This is a genomic window from Arthrobacter sp. Marseille-P9274, assembly GCF_946892675.1.
In the GTDB taxonomy this organism is placed as follows: Bacteria; Actinomycetota; Actinomycetes; order Actinomycetales; family Micrococcaceae; genus Crystallibacter.
This window is the reverse complement of the sequence record NZ_CAMPOV010000001.1, coordinates 2,040,860-2,056,416: the sequence shown is the minus strand read 5'-3', so window position 1 is coordinate 2,056,416 and position 15,557 is coordinate 2,040,860. Positions and strand designations below refer to the sequence as shown.

Below are 15,557 nucleotides of genomic sequence, written 5' to 3'. Positions count from 1 at the left end.
TCCCGGTGCGGCGGACCGCGTCCTCGAACGGCGCGGTCCGCCGCCCATGACGACAGCACCTAGCGAAGGACTTCCATGAGCAACCCCGCCCAGCCTGCGCTCGCCGTCGACAACGTCGGCCTGCAGATTGGCGGCGCCCGAATTCTTGAGGGCGTCGGATTCTCGGTACCGCGCGGCGAAATGGTCGGTGTGATCGGCCCCAACGGCGCCGGCAAGACCACCCTGTTCAACCTGATCTCCGGCGTTCTGAGGCCCACGGCGGGCACAATCGCCATCAACGGCCAGGACGTCACCCAGATGCCCGTCCATCGCCGGGCGAAAGCCGGCCTGGGCCGCACCTTCCAGACCTCGAGCCTCTTCCCGGGGCTTAGCGTGCTGGAAAATGTCAGGCTGGCCGCACAGGCGCGGCTGGGCGGCAGCCTCTCGGTCCTGCGCTTTCCCGGGGCTTCGGATGCGGCGACCAACGCGGCGAAGGAGAATATCGAGGAGGTCGGCCTGAGCGCCAAGAGCTCGGCCCCCGCCGGAGACCTCTCCCACGGTGACAAGCGCAAGGTCGAAATCGCAATGCTGCTCGCGGCGGATCCGGCGCTGATCCTGCTCGACGAGCCGATGGCCGGCGTCGCTTCCGGCGATGTGCCGGCGCTGAGCGCCATCATCCGCCGGATGCACCGGGACCGGGGCTGCACCGTCATGATGGTCGAGCATCACATGGACGTGGTGTTGGGCCTCGTGGACCGGGTAGCTGTGATGCACCACGGCAGCCTCCTGGCCATCGACACACCCGAGGCCGTGATGGCCGATCCGACCGTCCAGAGCGCCTACCTGGGGGAGCCCGTCTAATGAGCAGCCACACCACAGCCAAACCTATCCTCGACGTAGCCGGGCTGAACGCGCGCATCGGCGGCCAGCAGGTCGTCGAGGACGTCTCCTTTACCGTTCCGGCCAGCGGCATCACCGCCCTGCTGGGGCGCAACGGAGTGGGCAAGACCAGCACCATCAAAGCCCTGATCGGCCTGATCGACCGCACCGGCCGGGTCGAGCTTGACGGACAGCGGATCGACAAGGACCCGACGTGGAAGCTCATCCGCCGGGGCGTGGGCTACGTGCCCGAGGACCGCGAGGTCTTCGGCAAGCTCACGGTGGCCGAGAACCTGCGGCTGGCCGAACGGGACGCGCACCCGCGGCGCGAACTCGTGGAGCGGCTCTTTCCGGACCTGGTCAAGCGTGCCGGACAGATGGCCGGCACGCTGTCCGGAGGGCAGCAGCAGATGGTGTCGCTGGCGCGTGCGCTGCTCAACGACAACAAGGTGCTGCTGATCGACGAGCCGACCAAGGGCCTGGCTCCCAAGATCGTCCAGGAGGTTGCGGAAGCGCTGGAACAGGCGGCTGCCACCGTGCCGATCCTGCTGGTGGAACAGAACCTGCAAGTGGTCCGCCGCCTGGCCGGCGAAGCGGTCGTCCTGTCCGGCGGCCGCGTGGTCCACACCGGCAACGCCCTCGACTTCCTCGACGACGAGGACCTCACCCGGCGGCTGCTCGGCGTCCACGCGGACGGGGAGCCGGAACCCTCGGAGTTGGCAGCCACGAGTGCGACAGCCCCGGAGGCAACCTCGCCGGCAGCGGGCTCGGCGTCCTTCGCTGAGGCCACACCGGCAGCGGTTGCCGCCCCGGCGGTAGCCGAGCCGGCACGGAAGGGAGCGGGCCTGTGAGCACCGTGATCCTTCTGCTCGTGACCGGGCTCGGCCTCGGCGCGCTGTACTTCCTCGTCGCCTCCGGCCTGTCCCTCATCTACGGGCTGATGGGCGTACTGAACTTCGCCCACGGGTCCTTCCTGACGCTGGGCGCCTTCGCCGGCTGGGAGGTCGCCCGCCGCACCGGAGCCGACAGCTGGTTCTCCTTCCTGCTCTCCATCCTGATCGGCGCCGCGGTGGGCGCGCTCTTCGCGGCATTCACCGAACTGGTCCTCATCCGCCGGCTGTACGAGCGGCACATCGAGCAGGTCCTCATCACCGTCGGCCTGTCGTTGGCCACCGTGGCGCTGTTCGAGGGCATCTGGGGCACGGACCCGGTCTTCATCGACGGCCCGGCCTGGTTCAGCCAGACCACGAACCTGCTCGGCGCGCAGATCCCGAACGACCGCTTCATCTCGATCATCGCCGCCGCCCTGGTACTGCTGGGCATGGTGCTCTTCCTCAAGCGCACCCGCTACGGCATGATCATCCGCGCCGGCGTCGAGAACCGGTCCATGGTGACGGCCCTCGGCATCGACGTGCGCAAGGCCTTCACCCTGGTCTTCACCATCGGCGGCGCGGCGGCCGGCCTGGGCGGCGTCCTGGCGTCGCACTACTTCGGCTACGTCTCGCCGTTGCTCGGCGGCTCGCTGCTGATCTTCGCGTTCATCGTCACGGTGATCGGCGGGCTGGGGTCGCTGACCGGGGCCGCGGTAGCCTCCGTTGCCGTGGCGCTGCTGCAGCAGTTCGCGAACTTCTACCTCTTCGGCACCGGCGATTTCGTCGTCGTCATTGCCCTGGCCCTTGTCCTGCTCTTCCGTCCCTCCGGACTCCTTGGGAGAAAATCATGACCACGAGCGAGACCGATACCCAACACTCGACTCCGGAAACGGGAGACGCCGCGGTGCGGGCGGAGTCCGCGAACGACGGCGGCGCCTCCTCCCGTTGGGGCGGGACCTCCGCGGCGGGCCGCGGAGGAAAGCGCGGCGGCGCGAAGGCCTTGGCGAAGTGGGGGATCGGCGGGGCTGCGGTGGTCCTGCTGGGACTGCTGCCGCTGCTGAACCTGTCGCTGCCGGGCGTGCTGCCCGGCCCCACGTACACGCCGGGATCGCTGCAGCTGATGGCGATGTGCATGCTGATGGCCGCGGCCGCGCTGAGCTACCACATGCTTCTCGGCGTCGCAGGGCTGCTCTCCTTCGGCCATGCCCTGTACTTCGGTGCCGGAGTCTACGGGCTGGCCATCATCCTGGACAACCTGGACATCCCGCTGCTGCCGGCGATGGGCCTGACCCTGCTCGTGGTGATCGTGCTCGCCCACGTGGTCGGCGCGGTCAGCCTCCGCGTGGCGGGGATTCCCTTCGCGATGGTGACGCTGGCGTTCGCGGAAGCAGGCTCCGTGCTCGTCGGCCGCAACCCGGGCGGTGCGAGCGGCGGCGAGGAGGGACTCGCGCTGGCCACGGGCAGCCTGCCGGACTTCCTCGTCGGCGTGGTCAATACCCGCAACCTCTACTGGCTGGCGCTGGTGGTGCTAGTGCTCGTCTTCGCCATCGTCACCTGGGTGCAGTACAGCCGTGCCGGCCACGTCGCCGCTGCCGTGCGCGAGAACGAACTGCGGGTGCGGGTGATCGGGCTGCAGCCGTATCTGATCAAACTGCTGGTCTTCGTCGTCGGAGGTGTGCTCGCCTCGCTCGTGGGCATGGTCTACCTCCTGCTCCAGTCCGGGGCGGTCCCGCGCAGCGTCTCGGCTGACTTCACCATCACGCTCCTGGTCATGGTGGTCCTCGGCGGCGTCGGCTCCCGCTGGGGCGCCATCGTGGGCGGCGTCTTCTACACACTGCTGGACCAACGACTGACCTCGTTGGCGAACTCAGATGCCATCGCGGGCCTGCCGGACATCCTGCGGATCCCGCTCTCGGAACCGCTGTTCATCCTGGGCACCCTGTTCATCCTCGTGGTGCTCTTCCTGCCGGGCGGCCTTACCGGAGCCGCCGGCCGGATCGGCCGAGGCCGCCGGGCCAAGGCCAGCCAGGCGGAAAAGGCCCGTGCAGTGCTGGAGGATGCCGCGTGAGGGCCCGGCCCGAGGGCGGGCTGCACACACTGGGCCGCTGGACGTCGGACCGGGCTTCCTCGACGCCGGGACGCGTGGCCATCGACGACCGCGGCGTGACCCTGCCTTACCGCGACCTGGACCGCCGGGCCGCGGCGCTGGCCGCCGCATTCCGGGCCGCCGGCTACGGCATCGGCGATCGGATCGCCACGGTGACGGGCAACTCGGCGGACCACGTGGTGCTGTTCTTCGCCTGCGCCAAGGCGGGGCTGGTACTCGTCCCGCTGTCCTGGCGGCTCTCGCCGCCGGAGCTGGCGGACCAGCTGGAGCACGCCGACCCGGCGCTTGTCCTGATAGAGCACGAGTTCGAGGCCCTGGCGGCCGCCGCCCTGTCGCGGCTGCCCGAGGCGGCGCGGACGGCGCCGCTGGGCCCGGCCGGAGTGGAGGCGTATCTCCCGCCGCCGACCCGCCGCGGTCCCGAGGCCCCGGAACAGCGGGAAGTGCATGACGGCGACGCCCTGCTGATGGTGTTCACCTCCGGTACTGAGGGGCGCAGCAAGGCGGCCGTGCTGACGCACGCCAACTGCTTCTGGACCAACCTCTCGCTCTCGCGCACCGCGGAACTGAACAGCAACGACGTCGTACTCTCCGTCCTGCCGCAGTTCCACGTGGGCGGGTGGAACATCCAGCCGCTGCTGGCCTGGTGGACAGGGGCCACGGTCGTGCTCGAGCGTTCCTTCGACGCCGGACGGGTCCTGCAGCTGATGACGGAACGGCGCGTGACCACGCTGATGGGCGTGCCGACGCACTACCTGATGCTGGCCGAGCATCCGGACTTCGCCGCCACCGATTTGTCCAGCCTGTCCCACGCGATCGTCGGCGGCGCTTCCATGCCGGCGGCACTGCTGCGGATCTGGCACCGCAGGGGAGTGGCGCTGAGTCAGGGCTACGGACTGACGGAGGCGTCGCCGAACGTGCTCTGCCTGCCCAACGAGGACGCCGCCTCGATGCTCGGCTACGCCGGGAAGCCGTATCCCCATGTTGACGTGGCCGTGGCGGATCCGGCCACCGGGCGGCTGCTCGAGGGTGCCGCCACCGGAGAACTCCGGGTCCGCGGGCCGGGAGTTTTCGCAGGATACTTCCGTGATCCGCAGGCCACCGCAGCCGCGCTCGCGGGCGGTTGGCTGCACACCGGAGACCTCGTCGAGCGCAATGGCGACGGCTTCATCCGCGTGGTCGACCGGCTCAAGGACATCTACATCTCCGGCGGCGAGAACGTGGCGCCGGCGCAGGTCGAAGCCGTGCTGCTGGAGCACCCGGCCGTCGCGGAGGCCGCCGTCGTCGGCGAGCCGCACGAACGCTGGGGCGAGACCGGGGCTGCCTACGTCGTGGTCCGGCAGGGGAGGGTGACCGACGAAGAGGAACTGCTGGAACATTGTGGGCAACACCTTGCGCGGTTCAAGGTGCCCGGCCGCATCGAATTCGTCCCCCGGCTGCCGCGGACCGCGCTGAACAAGGTGGCGCGCGGCCGGCTGCGGCAACGGGCCGCAGGGCAGGCGCTGGAAGGATCGGAGGTCCGCACATGAGCACGGCACCCAGGACGGCCCGGGGCACGCGCACCCGGGCGAAGCTGCTGCAGGCCGCCGAAACGGTCTTCGCCTCGGTGGGATACCACGACGCCTCGATCGTGAAGATCACGGAAGAGGCCGACGTCGGACTGGGTACCTTCTACCTGTATTTCTCCGGGAAGCAGGAGATTTTCGACGAGGTGGTCGAGGACCTCAACCGACGCGTCCGCCACGCCATGACCGAGGCGGCCCGCGAGGCGGAGAACCGCCTGCAGGCCGAACGCGCCGGCTTCCGCGCCTTCTTCCGGTTCACCGCCGAACACCCGGCGCTGTACAGGATCGTCCGGCAGGCGGAATTCGTCTCGCCCGGGGCCTTGCGGATGCACTACACCCGGATCGTCAACGGCTACATCGAGGGGCTCAAGCAGGCCCAGGCCGAGGGTGAGGTGCGGCCGATGGACCCGACGGTGGCCGCGTGGGCGCTGATGGGCATCGGCGAACTGATCGGGATGCGCTGGGTGCTGTGGGAAGAGGAGAGCCCCGGGCCGGGGAAGGCGCCGCGCCCGGACGTGCCGGAGGAAGTCTTCGAGGAAATGATGCAGTTCATCGAGCGTGCCCTGGCGCCGGAGCCCGGGCCGCGGACGGAAGGAACGGCGAATGAGTGAGCACAGTACCGGCGGTTACCGTACCGCGGATGTCCCCGTGCGCGGCGGGGTGCTGCGCTGCGGCCTCTGGGGCCCGGAAGATCCGGCCGCTCCCGTGCTCCTGGCCGTCCACGGGGTGACCGCGTCCCACAAGACCTGGGGACTGGTGGCCGCTCGGCTGCCGCAGGTGCGGATCATCGCGCCGGACCTGCGTGGCCGCGGCCGCAGCAACGACCTGCCCGGCCCGTACGGCATGGCCGCCCACGCGGAGGACCTGGCGGGCGTCCTGCGCGCGTTCGAGGTGGAGTCGGCGGTGGTGGCCGGCCATTCCATGGGTGCGTTCGTCTCCGTGGTGCTGGCTCACCGGTACCCGCAGCTGGTGCGCTCGCTGATCCTCATCGACGGCGGCCTGCCGCTGCAGGTTCCGGCCGGCCTGAGCGACGACGAGGTCATTGAGGCGGTGCTCGGGCCGGCGGCCGAACGGCTCGGCACACGCTACGCGAGCAGGGAAGCCTACCGCAGCTTTTGGAAGCAGCATCCCGCGTTCGCCCGGAACTGGAATCCGCTGGTGGAGGAGTACGTCGATTACGACCTCGCCGGCGAGGAGCCCGGGCTCCGGCCGGCCACCCGCTTTGAGGCGATGCGGGACGACACGGCGGACCTGAACCGCGGCCCGGACCTGAGGGCGGCCCTCGCAGCGCTGGCCGTCCCGGCCCTGCTGCTGCGGGCGCCCCGCGGCCTGATGGATGAGCCGGCCGGCCTCTACACCGAGGCCCATGCGCGCCGCTGGGAAGAGGCACTGGACCGGCTCACCGTCCGGAACGTGCCGGACGTCAACCACTACACGATCGTGATGGATGCCCCGGGAGCGGGGGTGGTGGCCGGAGCGGTTTCGGCGGCGCTCAAAGCGTTGCCTGAGCCGCCGGCGCTGCCTGGGGAGCCGCCGGCAGCTGCATCGCCTGCGGCGCCTCCGATGACCGCGGCGCCTGCAATGCCCACCGGGGCTTCCGTTCCTTCCCTGGACATCGGCTAATGGCTATCCTGACCTTGTGGTAGCCGGCCCGAGGGGCGGTTTCGTGCGTCTGCGCCGGTTCCGGGAGCTACCGGAACCGGTCCAGACGTCTTGCTGCGTGGCTTGGTTAAACGACACGCCCGGCCCTGATCTGCAGGCAAATCCCAAGAAATCGCGCATATAGTCAAAAAGCCGATGGTTCTTCCCCCGAGCAGAAGCCCATCCTTCGGTACACAGTGGGCACGAAGTAGTCATGATCCGATTCGACAACGTCACCAAGGTCTACGACCAGAACTCCCGTCCGGCTCTGGACAGGGTGTCGCTGGAAGTCGACCGCGGGGACTTCGTCTTCCTGGTCGGTCCCTCGGGATCGGGTAAATCCACATTCATCCGGCTGGTCCTGAAAGAGGACCGGGCCACCCGCGGCTCCGTCTACGTGGCCGGCCAGAACGTCGCCAACATCCCCAGCTGGCGCGTGCCCAAGCTGCGCCGCGGGATCGGCGTCGTCTTCCAGGACTTCCGGCTGCTGCCGAACAAGACGGTCGCGGCGAACGTCGCGTTCGCCATGCAGGTCATCGGGAAGAGCCGGGCCGTGATCCGGGAAACCGTGCCGGAGGTCCTCAAGACCGTGGGCCTGGACGGCAAGGACCACCGGATGCCGCACGAACTCTCCGGCGGTGAGCAGCAGCGCGTCGCCATTGCCCGCGCCGTAGTCAACAAGCCGGGCATCCTGCTGGCGGACGAGCCCACCGGAAACCTGGACCCGGCCACCTCCATGGGCATCATGAAGGTCCTGGACCGGATCAACCAGAACGGAACCACGGTCGTCATGGCCACCCACGACAACGTCATCGTGAACGACTGGCGCAAGCGCGTCATCGAGCTTAAGGACGGCAGGGTGGTCCGGGACGAAGCCGAGGGCATCTACGCCGGAGCCCAGGAGGAAGCCAAATGAGACTGGCCTTCATCCTCGGCGAGATCGGTTCCGGCCTGCGGCGCAACCTGGCGATGGTGACCTCGGTCATCCTGGTGACCTTCATCTCGCTGACCTTCGTGGGCGCGGCGGGCATGCTGCAGCTGCAGATCAACCAGATGAAGGGTTTCTGGTACGACAAGGTCCAGGTCGCGGTGTTCCTCTGCGTGGAAACGTCGACGGCGGCGACCTGCGCTTCCGGTCCGGTCAGCGACGAGCAGCGCGCCGAGATCGAGAGCACGCTGAAGAGCCCCGCGGTCACGCAGTACGTCGACAGCTATGTCTACGAGTCGCAGGATGACGCGCTGGGGCACTTCAAGGACCAGTTCGCCAACTCGCCGATCGTGGACTCCGTGACGGCAGACCAGCTGCCGGAGTCCTTCAGGGTCAGCCTGGTGGACCCGGAAAAGTACGAAGTCATCAACGAGATCTTCTCGTCGCTGCCCGGCGTGGAGGTCGTGGTCGACCAGCGGGAAATCCTCGAACGGGTCTTCAACGTCATGAACGCGGCCTCGCTGGTGGCCGTCGGCATCGCCGCCATCATGATCGTCTGCGCCATCCTGCTGATCGCGACCACCATCCGGCTCTCGGCGTTCAGCCGGCGCCGGGAAACCGGCATCATGCGCCTCGTCGGGGCTTCCAAGGCCGTGATCCAGCTGCCGTTCATCCTGGAGGGCGTCATCGCAGCGGTGATCGGTGCCGTGCTGGCCTCGGTGACGCTATGGGTGGTCGCCCGGTTCTTTATCGGCGACTGGCTGGCCCGGGAATATCCGGACACGGCCTTTATCTCCGAGTCCTCGGTATTGCTGATTGCCCCCATGCTGATCCTGTTGGGAGCGGTGCTGGCCGGCGTCTCCTCGCTCCTGACCCTACGTCGTTACTTGAAGGTCTAAAATCATGTCACTCGAGCAAAACAACAGGTTGGGGAACCAGGCCGTGAAGCGAAAGCATGGGGGCCGGAAAACGTGTTTGCCGCAGGGGATCATCAGTGCCGCACTGGCCGCCTTTTTGGCGTTTTCCCTGGGAGCAGCAGGTCCGGTGCAGGCAGACGAGCTCGACGACCGGGCGGCGGACCTCAAGCAAGAGGTCGCCGAAGTCGAGGAATCACTCGAATTCCTTGACGCGGACATCATCAAGACGGTCACCCGGCTCAAGGAGTACCAGGGCAAGCTGCCCGCGGCCCAGGAGAAGCTTGCCGCAGCCCAGGGACGCGTGGAGGAAGCCGCGGGCAAAGTAGCGGCCTTGGCACAGCGCGTGGACATGGCCCTGCAGACCAAGGACAGCATCACGCGGCAAATGGAGACCGACGCGGCGGAGCTCAAGGACACGAAGAAGGTCATCGGGCAGATAGCCACCCAGGCTTACAAGCAGGGCGGCGTCCCCTCGAACCTCCAGCTGTTCCTCGGCTCGGAGGGCAGCTCGGGCCTGAGCGACTTCGGCTTGGCCAACCAGGCCCTGCGGAGCCAGAATGCCGCGCTGGACAAGCTGTCGCAGCAGAACGCCACCAACGTCAACTCAGAGGCGCGGCTGGAAGCCGTTGAGCAGGAAATCCGGGACCTCAAGGCGCAGGCCGAGGATGCCCTGGCCGCCGAGCAGGACGCCCGCGACGAAGCGGCCGCGGAGAAGGAAAAGGTCGACAACCTGATCGCTGAAACCTCGGCGCTTTCGGACGAGCTCCAGGCCCGCAAGCCGCAGATCCAGAAGCAGCTGGCGCAGGTCCAGGAGGAGCAGCAGCAGGTCCAGGGCGAAATCGCCGAACGCCAGGAGCGGCTTCGTCGGGAGGCTGCCGAGCGGAAGCGCAAGGAGGAAGCCGAGCGCAGGGCCGCCCAGGCCGCGTGGGAGAGGGAACAGGCACGGATCAAGGCAGCCCGCCAGTCCGCCGCGTCGGCCGGCCGCCCTGTGCCGCAGATCGTTCCCACGGTGGAACCACCGGCCCCCGCACCCTCCGAACCCTCGTCTTTCGGCCTGGTTTATCCTGTCGCCGGCAGCGTGACCTCCGGCTATGGCTGGCGTGCCACGCCGGCCGGCACGATCGACTTCGGCGGCAGCGGCGGCTACATGCACACCGGTATCGACTTCGGTTCGGCCTGCGGCACCCCCGTGACCGCACCTGCCAGCGGAACCGTCGCGACGTCCGGCTGGGGCGGTGCCGCAGGCAACATGGTGATCGTCAGCCACGGCGTGGTCGGCGGCAACGCCCTGGATACCAGCTACTTCCACCTCACCCGGTCAATCGTCTCCGCCGGACAATCCGTGGGCCAGGGCCAAGTCATCGGCTACGTCGGCACTACCGGCAATTCCACCGGCTGCCACCTGCACTTCGAGACCACCCTGAACGGCTCCCTGGTCAATCCGATGGGGCTGCTGTAGCAGCCGCAGTTATACTGGTTCTTTTGAAGCCCAGAAAGGAGTCGCCGTCGTGCCCAAAGAAAGTGGCCGTAAGGTAGTGGCCACCAATCGGAAGGCCCGGCATGACTACCTCGTCCTCGATACCTACGAGGCCGGCATGGCACTCATGGGAACCGAGGTGAAATCCCTGCGCGAGGGGCGCGCCTCGCTGGTGGACGGCTTCGCGACGTTCTACAACGACGAGCTGTACCTCGAGAACGTCTACATTCCCGAGTACCTGAACGGCAGCTGGACCAACCACAGTGCCCGGCGCCGGCGCAAGCTGCTGCTGCACCGCGAAGAACTCAACAAGATCTCGCAGAAGACCCGGGAATCCGGCTTCACCCTCGTGCCGCTCCAGCTCTACTTCCTGGACGGGCGCGCGAAGGTGGAAATCGCCGTCGCACGCGGCAAGAAGGACTATGACAAGCGCCAGACGCTGCGCGAACAGCAGGACAAGCGCGAGGCCCTGCGCGCCATGCGCGAACGCAACCGCTGATCCGGACCGGGCTAGTCCACGCCGGCAGTAAACTCGTCGCGGAGCAGCTGCTGCCACGCCGCGAAACCGCCCTCCTTGTGGGCCCGGCGCTGGCGCTCGGCGCCGTTGCCCTCGCGCCTGATGCGGGCCAGGTCAGATCGGACGAAGTCCTCATCGCCGGATGCCGACAGCGCGCCGGCAACGTGTTCCAGGAGCCTGCCCAGCTGGTCATGCGCGGGTATGAGCCGCCCGGTGCCCAGATCGATCAGCCCTTCGGCCAGACCGTGCCGCGCCGCCTGCCAAAGGGCGATGTCCAAATGCTCCGGCTGCGGCTGCCGCCCCGGAGGTTCCCCGGCCGCCGCCGCGAGGAGTTCGGTAGCAGCCAGGGCCCGGAACAGGCATGCCGCCACCAGTGTGTGCCGCGGGGCGAGCTGGCTGTCCGCGCCACGCCACTCGATGGTGGGGTAGTTGGCCGAGGGACGCATGAGCCACGAGACGTATCCGGGATCGGCCGCCACGCCCGAATCGAGCAGTTGCTGCAGCCTGCGCCGGTAGTCCGCGTCGTCCGCAAATACCGGGGGACAGCCCTGGATCGGCCACCGCCGGTACAGAATGGTGCGCCAGCTTGCGAAGCCGCTGTCACGGCCGTACCAGAACGGCGAATTCGCTGCGACCGCGGTGAGCGTGGGGATCCAGGACCGGCACCGGTTCATCACCTGGATGCGCAACTCCGGGTCCTTTACCTCGGCGTGGACGTGCAGGCCGGTGACGTATTCGTCGGCGACGACGGCGGGTGCATTGCTTGCCACTTTCTGGTACCGGGGCGTATCCGTCACCTGTGCGGGCGCCTGCGGGGCGTTATAGGCGACGCCGATGCCTGCCGGCTGCGTGCCCGATTCCTCAGCCGCGCGGGCCAGCGCGCGGCGCATGGCCACGAGGGCAGTCGCCGCCTCGGACCGTTCCGCGCTGGGGAAGGTGGCCAGCTCGATCTGGCAGTCGAGCAGCTCGGCGGAAACCTGGAAGAGCGGATGGTCCTGTTGCGCCAGCCGGGTCCTCAGCGCAGGCCCCGTCGGCCGTGGCTCGCTGCTGGCCGGATCGACCAGGAGGAATTCTTCCTCGATTCCGAACAGCACCATCCGCCCCTCCCGGCCTGTGAGGGGAGGCTCCGTTACCTCCGACCTCTGTTCAGAGACTAGTGCAGTCCGGGCGTCTGCGCACCGGACCACCGCTTCCGGGCGGGTGGAGATATCCCCCGGGAATGGATCCGGGCGGGATATGGTTACAATGGTAGTCCGCATCGAGGTGCGGTTTGGTAACTCAATACGGGGATGACAGGTTTCGACGATGTTAGTCGCGCCAGGGGAAGCGGGCCGAGGATGCAGAGTTATCTCGGAAACGCCCTCTGCAAAACAATAAGTGCCGAATCTAAGCGCACTGACTTCGCTCTCGCTGCCTAAGCAGTAGACCGAGTCCGTCAGCCCGGGGACGCTCCCGCCCCGGATGCTGGCGTCATTTAGGGGGCCACTGCTGGACACTTTCGCCGTCGGAGTGTCCGGGACTTTTAGACGGCTGGGCCCGGGTCAGCCACCTGTTTGCAGGATGGCTGGGGCCAAGAAAACCCGACGCAAACTGCGCCCGGAGAAGTCCTGGCAACACAACATCGGACGGGGGTTCAATTCCCCCCATCTCCACTGATGAAGAGGGGAAGCGACTACGGGCGCTTCCCCTCTTTTTGTGCCCTGCGGGTCCGTCGCGCTTCCCCAAACCGGCCTGTGTCGCCCCGTTGCTGCCCCGCTACCGGATGTTGTCGGCCGCTGCATTACCCGCGGAGTTCTTGCAGGAACCTTGAACGGGCCGGGCATGATGTTTGACACTGCCAGCGGCGTCGGCAATGCTGAAAAGCATAGGATGCAGCCGGGGGGCCAGCCTTGGGGAAGGCGGGTGGCGGGCAGCCAATGCGATCCATAACGACTTGGGGGCCGCAATGGGATCTGAAGGCCGTTGGGAACTTCAGCTGATAGGGGGCTGGCAGCTTCGCCGTGACCATGTGCCGGTCAAGGTGGCCATGCGCCAGCAGCGGCTGATTGCTGCCCTCGCACTGTACGGGAGGCAGTCGCGCGCCTTCCTGGCCGGCCTGCTCTGGCCGGACAGTTCGGAGAGCCAGGCCGCCGGGAGCCTGCGCGAGAGTATCTTCCTGATCAACAAGCATCTGCCGGGGCTGCTCGGCCAGACGGCGGATCCGCTTGATCTGTCACGCACAGTCAGCGTGGATGTGCTGGACGTGCGGATGCGGGCGGCCCGCCTGCAGGACCATCCGGGGCTCAACCGCGGGTTGCTGCGCCTGGTCGAGGATACGGAGCTGCTCCCGGGCTGGTACGAGGACTGGGTTGTCGCCGAGCAGGAACGCTGGCAGCGCCTGAGGCTAACGGTGCTGGAACGGCTGGCTCGGCAGTACCTGGACCAGGGAAACACTGAGCAGGCGATGGAGGCCGCCAGGGCGGCGACACTCATCGAACCTCTGCGGGAGAGCGCGCAGCGCCTGCTGATGCAGGCCTGCCTGGCGGAGGGCAACCACGCCGAGGCGCTGCGCCTCTACCAGAGCTTCCGGGTCCGGCTCCGCCGCGAATTCGGGGTGGCCCCTTCAGCGATCATCGCCGACCTGATCGAGCCGCTCCTGATGGACGACGCCGGAAACGAGCGCAAAGTGCGATGACCAGGCCGGGGGCCGAAGCTGCCGGGGCGAACCGCCCGGCCGCGGACCGCCGTCGTACGGCTGTGGCTGGTTCCCGCCTAAGGCAGGTGCCTAGGCCTCCGCGGTGAGGGAGCATGCGTAAAGCTCCATCAGCGCGGGCAGGCCGCCGCTTTGCATTGCGCGCCGCTGCCGGTCGGCACCGGTACCCTCGGCCCAGATCCGCTGGAGCGAAGCATCCACCCAGGCCGAATCCCCGGCCTCCTCCAGGGCCGGACGGATGGTGCGCACCAGCAGGTTGATCACGTCCCTAGCCGGCAGCAGGACCCCCGACTGAGGATCGATCAGCCTCTCGGAGAGGCCCTCCCGTCCGGCCTGCCAGACGGCAGCGTCAAGCAGTTCTGCGTCGGGGACCAGGTAGTCTTTGCCGGCTTCCTCGTCCTGCAGGGCGGTCACCACCAGGCCGCGGACGATGGAGGCGATCAGTACGGCATCCTGCGCCTCAAGCTGGACGTCGGCCGCGCGGACCTCCAGCGTGGGGTAGTGGTCCGAGAGGCGAGCCAGCCAGGTCAGGACTCCGCGGTCGATGATGACGCCCGCATCCACGAGGCGCTGGATCCGCCGCTCATAGTCGGCGGCATCGGCGAAGATCGGCGTGCAGCCCTGGACGGGCCAGCGGCGGTAGTGGACGATCCGCCAGCTGGCAAAACCACTGTCCCGGCCCAGCCAATACGGGGAGTTGGCGCCCAGGGCAACAATCGCGGGCATCCAGGGCCGGATGCGGTTGAGCGCTTGCACGCCCGCCTCCTTGTCCGGCACGGAGACATGGACATGCTGGCCGTTGACGAACTGGTCCGCCACGATGCCCTTGGCACTGGCCTTCAGCTCGTGGTAACGCTGCTTGTCCGTCAGCTGCGGGTAGTCATCTTCGATCCGGGCAGCTGTCCCCGTGGCGGCGGCGCGTACCTCCGCTTTTCGGGCCGCGGAGTCGAGCTGGCGCCGGAAATTGAGCAGCGATTCCTCGGCCTCGGTGAGGGTAGTGCAGACGGGTGTCGCCGTTTCAATCTGGCAGTTGAGCAGTTCCCGCTGGATGTCGTCCCGGGCCACGTGCAGCGAGCCCTCGAGGTATTCGGCGACCTGGTCGGCCTCGGGCACAGGGAGGCCTGTCTCCGGGTTGAGGAGCAGGTACTCTTCTTCGATGCCCAGGGTTGCCATGGACGTCCCTTCTGCCAGTGCGGATAACATGACGAGCTTACCCATGATTCCTGCGCCGCTGCGCATCCCGGGCCGGAGGAGCGGCCGTCAGGCGCGGAGCGCGCAGTTCTCGTGCGGCCCGTCGCTGGCCACCCAGAGTGCCGCGGTGGCCTCCTGGCCGAGGTCGATCTCCCGGGGCCGCTCGGCCGAGCCGATCCGCACCACGAGCGACCCGCCGAACGGGCGGTGGCCCATGACCTCGACGCGGTCGTCGAGGCCGATCTCTTCCGTGCTGAGGAAACGCAGCAGCTCCGGGTTCGCGTCGCTGATCCGGATGATGTGCCCGGTGTGCCCCGGATCGAGCTGGCCGAGTTGGTGGGCGGCGGGCATCCGGACCGTGCCGTCCGCTGCCGGGATCGGGTCCCCGTGCGGGTCCCGGGTGGGGTGGCGGAGCTTCGCGGAGAGCCGGCCGACGAAGGTGTCCGAAACGGTGTGCTCGAGGAGTTCGGCCTCGTCGTGGACCTCGTCCCACGCGTAGCCGAGTTCCTGGACAAGGAAGGTCTCGATCAAGCGGTGCCGGCGCACCATGGCGAGGGCGAGTGCCTTGCCTTCGCCGGTCAGTTCGACCGGCTGGTAGGGCTGATGGACGGCCAGACCGAGGTCTACCAGCTTGCGGACCATTCCCGTCACCGAGGAGTTGGCGACCCCCAGCCGGGCTGCAAGCTGGGACGGGGTGACCCGCTGGTCCTGCCACTCGGTGGAGGTGTAAATGACTTTGACGTAGTCCTGGACGCTCGCGGATTCGATGCTGAGCGCAGGGCTGTTCCGGCTCAT

14 protein-coding genes, 1 other RNA gene and 1 pseudogene are annotated in these 15,557 nt (G+C 68.0%); 13 read left to right on the top strand and 3 right to left on the bottom strand.

What is annotated here, in order from left to right:
* Window positions 1–75 precede the first annotated feature (75 nt).
* From OC550_RS09380 to smpB, 11 genes and pseudogenes are all read left to right on the top strand, one after another.
* Window positions 76–840: an ABC transporter ATP-binding protein gene (locus OC550_RS09380; RefSeq protein WP_262105427.1), complete on the top strand. Its 765-nt coding sequence runs from the start codon at window positions 76–78 to the stop codon at window positions 838–840.
* Window positions 840–1,553: pseudogene (locus OC550_RS09375) on the top strand (ABC transporter ATP-binding protein); the annotation flags it as partial. The gene OC550_RS09380 and the pseudogene OC550_RS09375, both read left to right, overlap by 1 nt.
* A gap of 152 nt (window positions 1,554–1,705) precedes the next feature.
* A complete protein-coding gene (locus tag OC550_RS09370; protein ID WP_262105425.1) occupies window positions 1,706–2,581 on the top strand; it encodes a branched-chain amino acid ABC transporter permease in 876 nt (291 codons plus the stop codon).
* On the top strand, window positions 2,578–3,798 hold the full coding sequence (locus OC550_RS09365; RefSeq protein WP_262105423.1) for a branched-chain amino acid ABC transporter permease: 1,221 nt from the start codon (window positions 2,578–2,580) through the stop codon (window positions 3,796–3,798). Before OC550_RS09370 ends, OC550_RS09365 begins: the two co-directional genes overlap by 4 nt.
* Window positions 3,795–5,363 (top strand): class I adenylate-forming enzyme family protein, encoded by a 1,569-nt coding sequence (locus tag OC550_RS09360; protein ID WP_262105421.1) that lies wholly within the window; start codon window positions 3,795–3,797, stop codon window positions 5,361–5,363. The genes OC550_RS09365 and OC550_RS09360 overlap by 4 nt, the downstream gene beginning before the upstream one ends.
* Window positions 5,360–6,010, top strand: coding sequence for a TetR/AcrR family transcriptional regulator (locus OC550_RS09355; protein WP_262105419.1), 651 nt, complete (start codon window positions 5,360–5,362; stop codon window positions 6,008–6,010). Before OC550_RS09360 ends, OC550_RS09355 begins: the two co-directional genes overlap by 4 nt.
* A complete protein-coding gene (locus OC550_RS09350) occupies window positions 6,003–7,022 on the top strand; it encodes an alpha/beta fold hydrolase (protein ID WP_262105417.1) in 1,020 nt (339 codons plus the stop codon). The genes OC550_RS09355 and OC550_RS09350 overlap by 8 nt, the downstream gene beginning before the upstream one ends.
* A gap of 232 nt (window positions 7,023–7,254) precedes the next feature.
* Window positions 7,255–7,956 carry a cell division ATP-binding protein FtsE gene (ftsE, locus tag OC550_RS09345; protein ID WP_262105415.1) on the top strand — a complete coding sequence of 234 codons (702 nt, stop codon included), beginning with the start codon at window positions 7,255–7,257 and terminating at the stop codon, window positions 7,954–7,956.
* Window positions 7,953–8,867, top strand: a complete 915-nt coding sequence (gene ftsX / locus OC550_RS09340; RefSeq protein WP_262105413.1) for a permease-like cell division protein FtsX — start codon at window positions 7,953–7,955, stop codon at window positions 8,865–8,867. Before ftsE ends, ftsX begins: the two co-directional genes overlap by 4 nt.
* A 145-nt stretch (window positions 8,868–9,012) precedes the next feature.
* A complete protein-coding gene (locus OC550_RS09335) occupies window positions 9,013–10,344 on the top strand; it encodes a M23 family metallopeptidase (RefSeq protein WP_306556916.1) in 1,332 nt (443 codons plus the stop codon).
* Window positions 10,345–10,393: 49 nt separating this feature from the next.
* Window positions 10,394–10,861 (top strand): SsrA-binding protein SmpB, encoded by a 468-nt coding sequence (smpB, locus tag OC550_RS09330; protein WP_262105409.1) that lies wholly within the window; start codon window positions 10,394–10,396, stop codon window positions 10,859–10,861.
* Window positions 10,862–10,872: 11 nt separating this feature from the next.
* On the opposite strand, the gene OC550_RS09325 is transcribed toward smpB, so the two are convergent.
* Window positions 10,873–11,976 (bottom strand): glutamate--cysteine ligase, encoded by a 1,104-nt coding sequence (locus tag OC550_RS09325; protein ID WP_262105407.1) that lies wholly within the window; start codon window positions 11,974–11,976, stop codon window positions 10,873–10,875.
* A 188-nt stretch (window positions 11,977–12,164) separates the two neighbouring features.
* Between OC550_RS09325 and ssrA the strand changes: the two genes are divergently transcribed.
* Window positions 12,165–12,534: a transfer-messenger RNA gene (ssrA, locus tag OC550_RS09320) on the top strand.
* 290 nt (window positions 12,535–12,824) lie between these two features.
* A complete protein-coding gene (locus OC550_RS09315; RefSeq protein WP_262105405.1) occupies window positions 12,825–13,553 on the top strand; it encodes a bacterial transcriptional activator domain-containing protein in 729 nt (242 codons plus the stop codon).
* A 90-nt stretch (window positions 13,554–13,643) separates the two neighbouring features.
* Here OC550_RS09315 and OC550_RS09310 read toward each other — a convergent pair whose 3' ends face one another.
* Both OC550_RS09310 and OC550_RS09305 read right to left on the bottom strand, forming a co-directional pair.
* Complete coding sequence (locus tag OC550_RS09310) at window positions 13,644–14,744, bottom strand: glutamate--cysteine ligase (protein WP_262105403.1); 1,101 nt, start codon at window positions 14,742–14,744, stop codon at window positions 13,644–13,646.
* 87 nt (window positions 14,745–14,831) lie between these two features.
* Window positions 14,832–15,557: a metal-dependent transcriptional regulator gene (locus OC550_RS09305; protein ID WP_262105401.1), complete on the bottom strand. Its 726-nt coding sequence runs from the start codon at window positions 15,555–15,557 to the stop codon at window positions 14,832–14,834.